The sequence below is a fragment of the Hymenobacter endophyticus genome, from assembly GCF_032464715.1.
In the GTDB taxonomy this organism is placed as follows: domain Bacteria; phylum Bacteroidota; class Bacteroidia; order Cytophagales; family Hymenobacteraceae; genus Hymenobacter; species Hymenobacter endophyticus.
The window spans coordinates 162785-176144 of the sequence record NZ_JAWDJT010000005.1; the positions used below are offsets into that span (position 1 = coordinate 162785).

12 protein-coding genes are annotated in these 13360 nt (G+C 62.5%); 2 read left to right on the forward strand and 10 right to left on the reverse strand.

Annotated elements, in window-relative coordinates:
- Position 1 precedes the first annotated feature (1 nt).
- From ROI90_RS10070 to ROI90_RS10100, 7 genes are all read right to left on the reverse strand, one after another.
- Positions 2-2296 (reverse strand): DUF4175 family protein, encoded by a 2295-nt coding sequence (locus tag ROI90_RS10070; protein WP_315998216.1) that lies wholly within the window; start codon positions 2294-2296, stop codon positions 2-4.
- The gene (locus ROI90_RS10075; RefSeq protein WP_315998217.1) at positions 2296-3816 is read right to left on the reverse strand and encodes a BatA domain-containing protein; all 1521 of its coding nucleotides are present in this window, start codon (positions 3814-3816) and stop codon (positions 2296-2298) included. The genes ROI90_RS10070 and ROI90_RS10075 overlap by 1 nt, the downstream gene beginning before the upstream one ends.
- Positions 3817-3949: 133 nt before the next feature.
- On the reverse strand, positions 3950-4636 hold the full coding sequence (locus tag ROI90_RS10080) for a DUF4468 domain-containing protein (protein WP_315998218.1): 687 nt from the start codon (positions 4634-4636) through the stop codon (positions 3950-3952).
- A gap of 187 nt (positions 4637-4823) precedes the next feature.
- Positions 4824-5696: a DUF58 domain-containing protein gene (locus tag ROI90_RS10085; RefSeq protein WP_315998219.1), complete on the reverse strand. Its 873-nt coding sequence runs from the start codon at positions 5694-5696 to the stop codon at positions 4824-4826.
- A gap of 124 nt (positions 5697-5820) precedes the next feature.
- Positions 5821-6798, reverse strand: a complete 978-nt coding sequence (locus ROI90_RS10090; RefSeq protein WP_315998220.1) for an AAA family ATPase — start codon at positions 6796-6798, stop codon at positions 5821-5823.
- Between the two features lie 126 nt (positions 6799-6924).
- Positions 6925-7686: an outer membrane beta-barrel protein gene (locus tag ROI90_RS10095; RefSeq protein WP_315998221.1), complete on the reverse strand. Its 762-nt coding sequence runs from the start codon at positions 7684-7686 to the stop codon at positions 6925-6927.
- A gap of 10 nt (positions 7687-7696) precedes the next feature.
- Positions 7697-8320, reverse strand: a complete 624-nt coding sequence (locus ROI90_RS10100; protein ID WP_315998222.1) for a DUF4159 domain-containing protein — start codon at positions 8318-8320, stop codon at positions 7697-7699.
- Positions 8321-8524: 204 nt separating this feature from the next.
- Between ROI90_RS10100 and ROI90_RS10105 the strand changes: the two genes are divergently transcribed.
- Positions 8525-9106, forward strand: coding sequence for an outer membrane beta-barrel protein (locus tag ROI90_RS10105; RefSeq protein ID WP_315998223.1), 582 nt, complete (start codon positions 8525-8527; stop codon positions 9104-9106).
- Here ROI90_RS10105 and ROI90_RS10110 read toward each other — a convergent pair.
- Together ROI90_RS10110 and ROI90_RS10115 are read right to left on the reverse strand one after the other, a co-directional pair.
- Positions 9103-9810, reverse strand: a complete 708-nt coding sequence (locus ROI90_RS10110) for a hypothetical protein (protein WP_315998224.1) — start codon at positions 9808-9810, stop codon at positions 9103-9105. The two genes, ROI90_RS10105 and ROI90_RS10110, sit on opposite strands and share 4 nt — an antisense overlap.
- Positions 9811-9944: 134 nt before the next feature.
- A complete protein-coding gene (locus tag ROI90_RS10115; protein WP_315998225.1) occupies positions 9945-10658 on the reverse strand; it encodes a hypothetical protein in 714 nt (237 codons plus the stop codon).
- A 548-nt stretch (positions 10659-11206) separates the two neighbouring features.
- Between ROI90_RS10115 and ROI90_RS10120 the strand changes: the two genes are divergently transcribed.
- Positions 11207-11866 carry a porin family protein gene (locus tag ROI90_RS10120; protein WP_315998286.1) on the forward strand — a complete coding sequence of 220 codons (660 nt, stop codon included), beginning with the start codon at positions 11207-11209 and terminating at the stop codon, positions 11864-11866.
- Between the two features lie 82 nt (positions 11867-11948).
- On the opposite strand, the gene ROI90_RS10125 is transcribed toward ROI90_RS10120, so the two are convergent.
- A complete protein-coding gene (locus tag ROI90_RS10125; protein ID WP_315998226.1) occupies positions 11949-13274 on the reverse strand; it encodes a TldD/PmbA family protein in 1326 nt (441 codons plus the stop codon).
- Between the last annotated feature and the right edge of the window lie 86 nt (positions 13275-13360).

Sequence of the window (13360 nt, forward strand, 5' to 3'; positions counted from 1 at the left end):
ATTAGCGGCTAAGCTCCTGGAAATAGCGCCGGGTGAGCTGGTTGCCGGAACGCGTAGTGCGCACGGGCGCGGCCGGTGGTGGGGGCAGCAGGCTGGTAAAGGCGCGCTCAATCAAGGGCAGATTGTAGCGGGCAGCCGGCTGCTTGGCGCGCAGGCCCGCCGTGAGCAGCCGCAACTCCCGCAACGCACCCAGGTAAGTGCTGGGCTGGCGCAACGCGGCCTGCGCCAGCTGTTGCCCGCCCTGTTCCAAGGCCGCTGCGGTGCTGGCGGCAGCGTTGTTCTGCCGCAGCTGGGCCAGGGCCCCCAGCGCCGCCCGCACGGCCGGCTGCTGGCTGGGGGCGGGCAGCTGGGCCCGGCGCGTGGTAGCCGCGGCCCCGGCCAGGTCGCCGGTGAGGCGGGTAGTGGCCTCGGGCATGGGGGGGGGCGTGAAACCGGCTTTCTTCACGTAGGCCCGGGTTTGCTGCTGCACCTCCTTGAGCAGGCGCAGGGCGCGGTACTCGTAGGGCAGGGCCTCGCGGGGGCGGCCGGTGCGCAGGCGCAGCTCCGACTCCCACATCTGGCTGAGCACGGCCTGCAGCTTGGCTTTCACGGTGGGCTCCAGGAAGTCGGCGGTTTCGGCGTCGTCGTGGTGGTGGATGTAAGGGTCCATCAGCTCGGCGGTGCGGGCCTCGTAGTCGGTGGCGCCGGCCGGGGCCGGGGAGTGGTGGTCGTGGCCGTCGTCGGGACTGTGGCCGGGCTCGTCGGCGGAGTGCTGCTCGGGTTTGGCTTCGGCTTCGGTGTGGTCTTCGGCTACCACGGAGCCCAGGCCGGGCTCCTCGGCCGGCGCGTCGGCAGTAGGTGGGCCGGGCGGGGCGCCGCCAATAGTTTCGTCGGCTTCCTCCCCCAAAAACTTGCCGTAGCGCATCCGCAGCACTTTCTGGTCGAAGCCAATGGTGTTGGCCCGCTCCAGCAGCGTGGCGGGTGCCAGGGTGCGCTGCTCGGCCAGCAGCTTCTCGGTGTCAATGATAATCTGGCGCTGACTGCGGAAATACGCCGGGGCCGTATTCACGCCCAAGGACACATCGAGGGCACTTTCCTGCACGGTGGTATCTTCCCACTGCACCAGGTAGGTGTCGGAGCGGGTCATGTGCTGCTGATTGTCCCAGGCCTGCACGTAAAAGTACACCTCGTCGCCGTAGGTGAGGCCCAGGGCCGGCAGGCGCAGCACCGGGCGCACAGTAGCCGCTGCGGGCTGCCCGGCCAGTGGGGCACTCAAATCGGTAACTACTTCCCGAAACTTCACGCCCTCACCCTGGCCCTGGGCCACGGTAGCCACCAGCCGGGCGCGGGCCAGGCCGTAGTCGTCGCGCAGCTGGGCCTGAATGGCTACCTGCGGAGGGCGGCCAAACTCAACCAGCGTGTAGGCTTTGGGCGAGACGATGCGGATAGTCGGGGCTTGGTCGGGCTGTACCTCAATGGCGTACTCATCGGAAACCTGACTACCCAGCCGCAGCCGGTACAGCGCGGAGGCCTTGAGCTGCTGCTCGGCCACAAACTGGGTAGGTTGGCCCGCCACCGGCCGCAGCTTGATACGCTGGGTGCCCAACTCCAGCACGGGGGGCGTTTGAGTGGGCCCACTAACTGTAAGCAGCCACTGCACGCGGCTTTGCTGGGGGCAGCGGAACGAGGGTGAAGGGGGCGTAAAGGCGGCGCGGCGGGTATAAGCGGGCGGTTGTACCAGCAGGCGGGTTTCAGTGATGCGCGGAGCGGCAGCCGGTTGGGTTGGAGTTTCGGTGAAGTGCAGCGGCAGCGGTTTGCCCGCCGCTGGGGCGCTGGTGCCCGCCACCGGCCGTGCCCACCACAAGCCCGCCGCCAGTAGTAGTAAGCCTGCCAGGCCCAGGCCGTACGGCCGCCAGCGCACGGGCAACAAGGGCCCGGCGGCGCTCAGCTCCGGCAAACGACTGAGCAGCCGCTGCTGCTGGAGCTGCTCCAGCAGGTTGAGCTCCTCGGCGGGACGCAGGAGCAGGGCCGCGCTGTCTTCCAGGGCCGGGTGCTGGCGGTTTAGGTGCCGGGCTACGCTTCCTAAAGGCTCCTGCCAGATTCGCCAGAGCCACCATGCCCCCACCAGCAACCCCAGCCCTGCCGCCAGATACACGGCTGGGCGCGCCATTGGCCAAGCCACAGCGGCCACGGCCAGTACAGCGGCGGCCCCCGTGGCTAGCAGCAGCCCGGCAGCCGTGCGCCGCAGGGCCCAGGCGCGGGCGGCGGCCCAGAGCGGCGCAGCGGCCGAAACAGGAGAGGCAAGCAGCGTACTCATCAGGAAGTGAGGCTAGGAGAGGATGTGGCTACCCGGCGCGAAGCCAAGACCCGCTCAAGTAGAAAAAGCAGACCCGCCGCCAGCACCAGCCAGGGGGCCAGGGCCCGGCGCGGGGCCATCGGGGCGGGCCCAACGGAGTCGGCTGGCTCCTGCAGCTGCGGGCCCTGCAACTGCGCAACCGGCAGCAGGCGCGAATCGGGGCCGCTGGGCGCGGCTGAAGCAGGGTGCAGTAGGGGCAGCAGCAGCGCGGGCAGGGCCGGACTGTCGGCCAGCTCGCTCCAGCCGGCTCCGAGGCGGGTGTGCAGGTAGTAGCGAGTGGGAGTAGGCTGGCTGAGCACCGCCTGGCCGGTAGCCGTTACCCACAACGGGCCGGCGCCTTGGCGGCTGGTATCGAGCCGCTGAATGCGTATAGTCTGGTTGAAGACCGGCGGCTGAAAGGCCGCCTCGGCCTTGGCGGTGGTGCTCGGGGCTTCCTGCCACACCCGCGTGGTACGGGCTAAGCGTGGCGCCGGAGCATCCCGGAGCCAGAATAGCCAATCCAGGGAATCGGTAGGCGTGGTGGAGGCCACCGTGATGCGCGGAGCCAGCGGCAGCACGCTGCCCACGGCCCGCAGCGCCGCCAGCAGCACCCGCCCCGAGGCCGCGTGGGCTTCATCAATACTAAGGTGCCAGTGTGGGGCCCGGGTGAGCAGCGGCAGTAGCCGGTTGCCCTGGTACAGCGCATGTTGCCCGGCATCTACCCGCAGTACCAGTCCTGGCCCGATAGGCAGCGGGCCGCTTTCTGAAGGCCAGGGTTGTCGAATTTTCTCAAAGCGAATACCCGTTTCCTGACCCGTGGCCAGCAGCACTACCAGGCTGTCGGGGTGGGGCTGCCAGGCGCTCAGGGCCCAGCGCAGGGAGTCGGGGGTGGGCACGGGCAGCCAGCGTACGGCGGCGGGCAACACGGGGCGGGTGCCCCTGAAGGAGGACAAGTTGAGCGGCGTAACTACCACCAGGGGGCGGTTGGGCAGGGAGTCGGCGGCAGTTTGGGCCAGGTGCCACATGTTGTCGGCGGCCACAGAGTCGGGCTGGAAGGCAGAAGCAGCGGTAGTATCGCCGAGGCCGAGGCTGGCCCAGGGCAAGGAATTTCCAACGGGCAAAGCCGCGTGCAGCTGCCGCAACTCGTAGCCCCGCTGCCGCAAGGAATCCAGGGCCGGGCGTAGCGGCTCAAGCGCCGCAGCTGTCAGGCCCGGAGCCAGCAGCACCTGCCCGCGGGCGGGCGGCGTGGGCAACAGCTGCGCGGGCTCGGCCAGGGCCAGGGCCAGCAGGGCTAGCAGGGCCGCCCGCAGCAAAAATAGCCATAGCTGCTCGGGCCGCAGACTCCGGAGCCTGCGGTTGGCCGCCGCTTCCAGCCACCGCACACTGCCCACGCGCACTACCCGGCCCGGCCGCCGGTTCCAGAGGTAAATAGCCAGGGGTACTACCAGCGCCAGGAGGGCCAGCCAGCCAGCAGCGGCGTGCGAAAAGACAACGGGAACCAAACAGAGCAGGGGTTGGAAGTACGGACGGGCCCTCAACCTACGGAAGCCAGGCTACAGACACAACTTTCCACAGCAGCGTTGCCGCCGATAAGGCCCTGACTCGCCAAAAGTTTCCGCTCCTGCCAGCCTTATTCTATGGCAGCGGCTGGGCCAAGGCCTGCTCCAGCGAGGCGACCAGCACCGTCATGGCATCCTGAATACCCTGGCACTGCTGCAGCATGCGCGGTTTCGGCTCGCCCTTGCTCGTGTACTGGTCATAGTCGCGCAAAGCCGGCTCCACGGGTTGGCGGCGGTTTTGGGCGGCGGTAGTACTGATGCGGGCAAAGTCATCGGCCCGCTGCCACTGCGCCAGACCATCGGCAGCCAAGCCGCCGCTGGCATCACTGGCGGCACTGGTTACAGGATAATTTGGGTAGCTGAGGTCGGTTAGCTCATACTGCAGGCCGCCAGCCCGGGCTCTAAGCTGGAAGCGGAACAGCAGGTTGAAGCGGCGGGCCTCCAGGTTTTTCTGGGCCGGCCCCAGGGCCTGCACGATGGCCTGCCCGATGAGTACACCCCGACCGGCGTCGGCAAAGCGCACCACCTGGTCATACTGCTCAAACTGCCGGGCCAGCCACTCCTGGGCGCGGCTGTATACCTCGGCCTGGGGTAGCCCGGCGGCCGGCAACAGGCCCCGGTAAGTAATCAGGTGGGTTACCGAGTCAATAGGAACAACGGGCAGTCGCCGCTGGTAATTGGTTGGCAGCAGGGTAGTTTGGGCGTAGGCCACCGGAGTAGGTAGGCCCAGCGCAAGTAAGCCAACGAGTAGATAACGGGTCATAGCGAGCAGGATAAGACGGTTGTGGCCGACTTCTCGCAACTATCGGGCCTGAGCCGGCCTGGCGGTCCAGTCCGGCGGCTGGAAACCGTCGGGCCGGTTGTTGGTAGCTGATGTTGTTCCGTTGTCGTTCCGGCGTCAGCTTACGGCAACCGGCCCGACGGCTTCCAGCCGCCGGACCGGCCAAATGTCAGCCCCGGGCGCGGCGCCGCAGAAACTCCCGTAGCGCATCTGTCAGTGGTTTGGCCGTATTTAGCCGGTAATACTCGAAGCCCCGGGTGCGGGCCCGGCGGGCGGTGTCCAGCAGCCAGGCCTGCAGCTGCTGTTGCCATACCCGACGCTGCTGGCCGGCGTCCAGCTGCAGCTGCTGGCCGGTTTCCAGGTCCTCAAAGGTTACGGCGCCGCGGTACGTGAAATCCAGTTCGTTGCGGGCCATTAGGTGCAGCAGCAGTACCTCGCCGGTAGCGGCGCGCAGGCGAGTGAGCAGCTGCTCAATTTCCCCATTTTCCTCGTACAGGTCGCTTACGCACACGGTAAGGGCCGGCTGGCGGCGGGCCGTGAGGGGAGCCAGGGTGACGGTATCGGGGAAGCGGCCGGCGGCTTCAATGTGCTCCAGGGTATGGTAGATGCGCTGCTGCTGGCGGGCATCGGAGCGGGGCGGCAGGTGCTGCAGGCCCTGGGGGTGCAGCACCGTGAGGGCTACGGCGTCGCCCTGCTGGGTGGCCACGTAGGCCAGGGCCGCACACAGAAGGCGGGCGTATTCCAACTTGCTCAGGCCATTATCGTCCCGGTGGTTCATGCTGGCCGTGGCATCCAGCACCAAATGCACGACCAGGCTGGTATCCACCTCCGATTCGCGCAGGTAGTACCTGTCGGAGCGGGCCGCCAGCCGCCAGTCGAGGCGGCGCAGGTCGTCGCCGGGCTGGTAGGGGCGGTACTGATTGAACTCCATACCCGCACCCTTGCGCCGGCTGGCGTGGGCACCATGCAGCATGCCCTCCGCCGCCCGCCGGGCCGCCAGCGGCAGGTTTTGCAGTGCGTGCAGGTATTCGGGCGTGAGCATACTTAGTTGCTGGTTGTTAGTTATCAGTTGTCAGTTGTTAGTTGCTGGTTGTCAGTTGCTGGTTGTTAAGAAGAGAATTTTATTCTGACAACTGACAACTGACAACTGACAACCAGCAACTAACTCAAATTTGCACCGCCTTTAGCAGCTCCCGCACGGCATCGTCGGGGGTGAGGCTTTCGGCTTCGGCGTTGAAGTTCAGCAGCACGCGGTGGCGCAGTACGGCCGGGGCCAGGGCGTGCACATCCTCCAGGGTAGCGGCGAAGCGGCCGTGTAGCAAGGCCCGGGCTTTGGCGCACAAAATGAGGGCCTGCCCGGCCCGGGGGCCTGCGCCCCAGCGGCCGTAGTCCCGGATAAACTTCACCTCCGAGGTGGCCGGGCGGGTGGCGCGCACCAGGCGGTTCACCAGCCTCATCAGCTCCTCACTAATACTCACCTGGCGCGTGAGCAGCTGTAGCTGGCGCACTTCCTCCCCGCCCAGCACGGGTTGCACCTGCTGGCGGCTGGTGCCGGTAGTGCCGCTCAGTACGGCCAGCTCCTCCTGCTCGGTGGGGTAACCAATGCGCACGTACAGCAGAAATCGGTCAAGCTGGGCCTCGGGCAGGGGGTAGGTACCGCTTTGCTCAATGGGGTTCTGGGTGGCCAGCAGAAAGAACGGCTTGGGCAGCGCGTGCTCCTGGCCGGCGTAGGTTACGTGGCCTTCCTGCATGGCCTCCAGCAAAGCGGCCTGGGTTTTGGGCGGCGTCCGGTTGATTTCGTCGGCCAGCACCAGGCTGGCGAAAATGGGGCCGGGGTTAAACTTGAACGAGCGGTGCCCGGTGCCGTGGTCTTCCTCCAGTATCTCGGTACCCAGAATATCGGTGGGCATCAGGTCGGGGGTGAACTGAATGCGGCGGAAGGGCAGGTCCAGGGCCTGGGCCAGGGTACGCACCAGCAGGGTTTTGGCCAGGCCGGGCACGCCTTCCAGCAAAGCGTGTCCCCCGGCCAGCAGGGCCACCAGCACTTCTTCCAGCACGTCCTGCTGGCCCACTATCACCTTCCCGATTTCCTGTTTAAGCTGGGGTATTTTCTGAAGCAGGCGAGTTACGTCTTGTTCGGTCACGAAAGCGGGCGTTGAAAAGTCTGGACGGAAGATAGAAGGGAAACTGATACAAAGTCAGCAGAAACGCGCCGGGGATGCTTCAAACCGCGGCTGGGCGCGTATTCTGAGTGTTGCTATAAATCAGTTCTAGGAAGCGGGGCTGAAGAAATACGTCAGGTTTAGCTGGGCGCTCCAGGTTTTTTCAGATGAAAGACGGGAAGTACTCCGGATGCTCCGGCTGTAGGTGGGCTGCACCTGCCAACTGTTGTGTCGGTAACCCAGCCCCAGGTTGTACCCCGCATCCAGCCGTCGTTCCACGTACGCTTCACTGGCATTGCCTTGCGGGTTGTCCCCGAAGCGCACCTTCCCACTTCCTGCGTAGTGGTACTGCTGGTAGTCGCGGGAGTATTCAGAGCCCATTGGGTAACTCGTCTCGTCCCAGTAACGGCCCCCCACTCCCACGCTCACGTAAGGACCAGCAAGCAGTTGGATACCCTTGATGGTAATTACCGCATTTACGGGCACCTCAAGGTAGTTCACGCGCTGCTTGTCCAGCCGGCTATTCCGAAACGACATACCACGAATCGTTTCTGTGCGAGACACCTGAAAGCAGTAGCCTTTCTGCATAAATAGCACTGCGGGCTGCAGGGCCAGCCAGCCGAAATCCGCTTCTGCTGCTATGCCAATGTTGCCGCCCCACAACCCCACCTGGGGTACCTCCGTGGTGGCGCCGTTATACCAGTACGTATGGGAATATTGCTGCCTAGATACGCCCATCACCTGCCCGCCTGCCCGCAGGCCGTAGCGGAGCGTGGGGGCATGAAGCGGCTCGAATTTGACCTGTACCTGACCCTGCGCCGAATACGCCAGGACCGTGAGCAGGAGTGCGGTTGGTACTACTTTCAACATATAATAGGGGCTAGGCAGTTAGGGCGTATAAGATAATGTTGACTCCGAATTTAGTGTTGTCCTCGGCCAGGAAGCGTTTGTTGCGGAAGTCATAGTCCCATTCGCAGCCGTAGTCCTTGTTGGAGTAGAGCACCGCCAGCCGCCCGTTAATTTCGATGCCCTTCAGGTAGTCGTGCACCAGGTCGTCGCCCCAGCCATTAAGCTCGAAGCCGGTGTTGGGTGGGCCGTCGGGGAATTTAAAGAACTGGGAGTAAATGGGGTGCGACTTGGGCAGCTTTTTGAGGGCTCCGGCCCCGAAACACACCCGCATCTGCTCCTCAAAACTGCGGGCAAACAGCCCGTCGATGTCGTGGTTGCAGTCGTCCACAAACACGAAGCCGCCGCCCCGCACGTACTGCTCAAAATTCTTCCGCTCCGGGGCCGAAAACTGCACCAGCCGGTGCCCCGAAAGGTAGCAGAATGGGTAGCGGAACAGCTCCGGCGAGTCGAGGGCTACCACTTTCTCCTTGGCATTGACCGGCACTTTGGTGTACTGCACCAGGGAGTGGAGCAGGTTGGCGGGCATCCGTTCATCCACGGCGTCCCAGTCGCCGGAGCGGTATTGGAGGCGTACAAAAGTGAACGGCGCGGGCATACGGGCAGGGAACAGGGGAGTAAACGCGGGGCAAAGACACAGGCTCCGGGCTAAAGGTGGCATCAGCCAGCCCAGCAGTAGGGCAGCAGGTTGCGGAGCCGCACCGGAAAGGGACGGGTTTGCGGCGCTAAACATACGCCTTGGGCGGCAACTGCCGTTACTCCAAGTGGCGTACTGCCCGTAACCATCTACTACTCTTTTGCTATGAAACGCACCTTGCTCGTAGTGCCGGCCCTGCTGCTGGCCGCCACCGCCCAGGCCCAATTTGGGGTAAAGGCCGGTATCAACGCCGCCGTGCTGGACGGCGAAAACCTGGGCTCCACCTCCACCCGGTACAAAACTTACTACCACGGCGGCATTTTGTATGAGGCCAACGTGCTGGGGCCGGTATCCATTCAGCCCGAGCTGCTCTACTCCCTGCAGGGCAGCTCCATCCGTACGGCCATTGGCAACTACGACGCCAAGCTGCACTACCTCAACCTACCCGTGCTGGCCAAGGTAACGGTGGGCCCGGTATTCGTGGAAGCGGGCCCGCAGGTGGGGTTTATGGTAGCCAATGAAAAAGCCAACCAGGTAGGCGGCGGGGGCGGCTACCGCTTTAAGCGCACCGATTTCAGCCTGGCAGCCGGGGGCGGCCTCAAGCTCGGTAACCTACTACTGGGAGCCCGCTTCAATGCCGGCCTCAACGACATCGACGAGACACCGTACCCCACCAACCTCAACGACCCCCGCTTCAAAAACCGCGTAATTCAAGGCTACGTGGCTTACCAGTTCGATAACGATTAATCAACCGACCGGACGGGGCTTTTCAGGTTGGCCATAAACTGATTGTAGCTGCTTACCAGCCGCAGCAAGTCCTTATAGTGGTAGCCTTTTTCGGCATGGGCAATGCGCTTGGCTAGCTCCGGGTAAGCGGCTAGGTACTGGCTCATCTGCATATAAAACATTCCGCGGTCCACTTGGGTAAGCACACCGTCGCGCCGTACAAAGAAGTGGCTTTTGGTGTATGGAATGCCCGACATCAACGTAGCCGAAGGCAGGGGTACTATAATCGGTACACTTTTCTGGTCGGCCTGCAGAAACACTTCCACTGGCCCATTCACAAAGCGCTCCGCCATAATTTTCACCTTCTCGCCTGGTAAGCGCATTGGCTCCAGGTGGTGGGTGCCGGCCGTCATGCGCTTCACGTCCTGCATGCGCACTTCCTGCTTCACTGGTTTCGGATTCCGGCCCGGATGCGAGAGGTAGTAGATGAACTCAAAATCGAGGCCGGGGTACATGGTGGTTACCGGCATGTAGCCCTTAATCACGCGTCCATCCAGCAGCTCCAGCTTGCCCGGAATAAAGGATACAAAGCGGTTCGCCACGTAAGCGCCGGAATCAGCGGGGGCGGCAGCCGTAACGGCCGGGGCCGCAGTAGTGTCAAGCTGCTGGGCCAGCGCCTTCAACGACACGGCCAGCAGCAACAAAAGGCCGAATAAAGACTTCATCAGTGCGTTAGAAAAGATACTAGCTGACCCCTGGGCGTTAGCCGCCATAAAGCTACCAGCCGGCTCCGTACTTTCTATTGCTTTGTCCTGCTCCATCCTGCTCCGTACCTCGGTCTGGTCTTTCCCAGGCGAATTCAGTGGGAACTTGGTGCCGCGCTGTTATTGAGTAAGAACTGATTGTACAGGTTGATAATCTGCGGCGTATCCTTGTAGTGAAATCCCTCACTGCCCTGCTTAATTTGGGTGCTGATGGCCAGGCAGTCGGCGGTGTAGTCAGTCATCAACTTGCGGAAGTTGCCATGCGTAAGTGCCACGAGTTGCCCATTGCGTCGCAGAAACCAGCGGTTGCGCTCCATGGCGCTGCCTCCCAGTTGGGCCAGTATGGTGGCGCCAGCCAAAGCCGGGTTTACAACGGAGAAAATCAGCGGCACTTTATCACCCACGGAACCGCTGACGGCAAACAGCTCCACCGGGCCCTCTACTAAGCGCATGGCTAGCACCTCGGGGTAGCCGGCGGCCCCCATATTTTCCAGCTGATGCCCCCGGATAGTGGCCGAAGATATTTTCTTGACATCTACGTACTGAATCCGGGGAAAGGGCCGCACCTCAGGGTTGCGGCTGAAGTAGAGGATCTTCTCTTCAAACCCGATACAGTCGACCGGGAAATACGAGCGTACAGTTTTGCCATCGGTGGTCTTGACTACGGCCAGCCCGTGCGGCGTTTTGGGGCCTGTATCCCGCCAGGCTACCGAGTCGGGCAGGGTTTGGGCAGTAGCAGCCGTGCCAGGGCACAGGAGTGCCAGGCTTGCAATGCCGAGTGAAAATCCAAGCCGGACAAGTGGGTGCATCGGAATAAGAGCGTTGGGTAAGGATAGGTAAAGCTGGGACGGCGAATTCTGCAATTACTTGATGAATATCATTTTTTTGCCCATAACTGACTAACGCGGTGCAGAGAGCTTGAAAATAGAAAAAAAGAAGTAGTGGTACATCCCGGCAGTGCCCGCACGCTGCTAAGCTTGGCCTCACACCCTAAGCTATGTAAACAGACAGTAACGTAACGCTTCTTGCTACCACTCAGACCGTCATGCAGAGCGAAGCGAAGCATCTCGCTTGGCTGACGTCAGGAGTAGTCTGGAAACCTCCGCACGCGAGATGCTTCGCTTCGCTCTGCATGATGGTCTTGTTGAATACTATCCACACGGCCTAGGTTATCTTGGCCTGTAACCGGCCCCCGATTGGGGTATGCTATTTACGGAGGAGGAAATAAACTGCGTGCTACGCCTGTGCAGTGAGAGCTGGTGGGCTGCACACTCAGGAAGCGGGAGGAATGTAGCTGATTTTGGGGGCTGCAGGATTTTTTTCTACTTGCCGGCCGAATGTTTTCTCCTACTTATCTATGAAAAAAATTACTCTCGTGGCCACCCTTTTGTTGTGTGTTGCCAGTAGCAGTTGGGCACAAACGGGCGTGCAGGCGGGCCTCAAAGCGGGACTTACTACGGCAGTGCTTAGTGGCAGTATCAATCAGAATACCAAGTACAAGTCCGGGTTTCACGTGGGGGGTATGCTGCGGGTACGCCCGAGCCGGGTTTTCGCCTTCCAGCCAGAATTGACATTCTCGCAGCAGGGCTCAAGCAATGAAATACCTCTGGGCCCGGTAACGCTCGAAAACAAGACCAAGCTCTCCTACCTGAACATCCCGCTGCTTGCGAAATTGTATCTGAGTGAGGCGGTAAATCTGCAGGTGGGGCCGCAGGTTGGGCTGTTGCTGGCCGCTCGCCAAACCGGCCAAACTGGCTATTACTCCGGTTCGGGTGGCTCCGGTTTCCGTACCGAGGATTTGGACGTGAAGGCTGATTATAAAAGCGACGTTGGCCTGTGTCTGGGTTTGGGGGTTGATCTGAAAAGCGGCCTCACTTTCGCAGCCCGTGTTAACTACGGCCTGACGGACATTAACAACAACGAGCAGGAAAAACAACTGCGTGAGGCCCTGCGCATAAAGGGGTTGTACAACCGGGTGCTGGAATTTTCTCTGGGGTATCTGTTCAGCTCAAAATAGCAGGCGCCCTCTACCGCCACTTACCAAAATGCCCGATCTGTTGGTCAGATCGGGCGTTTTGAATGTAGGCCTTGTTGCCGGTTTACACCGCGTCGGAGAGGCTGGTGAAGGTGAAGTCCCGGATTTTCAGGGGCGGTACCAGGTTGCCGTTCAGACGCACGGGCTTGCCAATGGCCTCCACGTTGTTGAGCATGATGATGGGCGACTCGTTGAAGCGGAAGTTCTTGATAGGGAACTTGATTTTGCCGTTTTCAATGTAGAACGTGCCGTCCCGGGTGAGGCCGGTGAACAGCAGCGTCTGCGGGTCCACGTCGCGGATGTACCACAGGCGCGTCACCAGAATACCCTTTTCGGTGCTTTTGATGAGGTCCTGCACGCTCTGGGTGCCGCCTTCCATGATGAAGCTGCCGGGAAAGGGAGTGGCCTGCTTACCGGTTTTCTGGGCCCAGAAGCGGGAGTAGTACATGTTCTTGACCACGCCCTTCTCCACCCAGTTCATGCGCTTCACCGGCATACCTTCCCCGTCAAACACGCCGCCGGGGGCCTGCGCATTCAGCGGATCGGAGTAGATGGTGATGCGCGGGTCGAAGAGCTTTTCGCCCAGCTTGTTGCCGCCCCCCTTTTTACTCAGGAAGGAGCGGCCCTCATCGGCCTCGCGGGCACCCAGGCTGTACATCAGGTTGTTCAGCAGCCCTTCGTCGGATACCAACGCGGCGGGCTCCAGAATGACGGTGTACTTGCCGGGTTCCAAGGCCTTGGCGTTGCGGGAGCCGGCCGCTTTATCGGCGGCGGTTTGGGTCAGGGTTTTGGCGTTAAACTTGCCGGCATCCGTGAAATCGGCTACGGCGTAGCCCGAGCCGGTACCGTCGGGCGTGCGCACCGTCACCGAGAAGTCGATGCTGGTGCTCTGCTGATAGGCTTCCAGGCCCTTGTTGTTGCGCAGGGCCTGAAAATACGCGCCATCTTCCAGGTAGCCGGCCCCGGTGAGGCCCTTGGCCGCGCACAGGGCAATACTGTCGCCGGCGGCCTGGGCCCGAAAATCGGGGGTAATGGCGGCGGTGCTGGCGGCGTAGCTCACGGGCGTGAGGTACTGCTGGGGGCCCAGCAAAGGCATGTATTCGGGGTCTTCGGGGGCGAGGCGGGCAATTTCCTCGGCCCGCTGCACGCAGCGGCGCAGGGTAGCATCGTCGAACTCGTTGCAGGTGGCCACGCCCGAGCGTTTGCCGAAGCGGGATTCCACCACCAGCCGCACATTGTCGGAGGCGCCGGCGGTGCTCACCGAGTTGCGGGCGTAGCGCACGTTGCCGGTGGTGCGCCCATCCAGGCTGGCCTGGCACTCATCGGCGGTGCTGAACCCGATAACCTTCTTCAGGATAGCCTGGGATTCGTCTTTGGAGAGAATTGCCATGTAGTTAATGTGCAGAATGTGGAGGGAATGTGGAGAATGTGCAGAATGGGCAGTGGGAGGCTACCGCGCAGGTGAAGAGTTTTCCC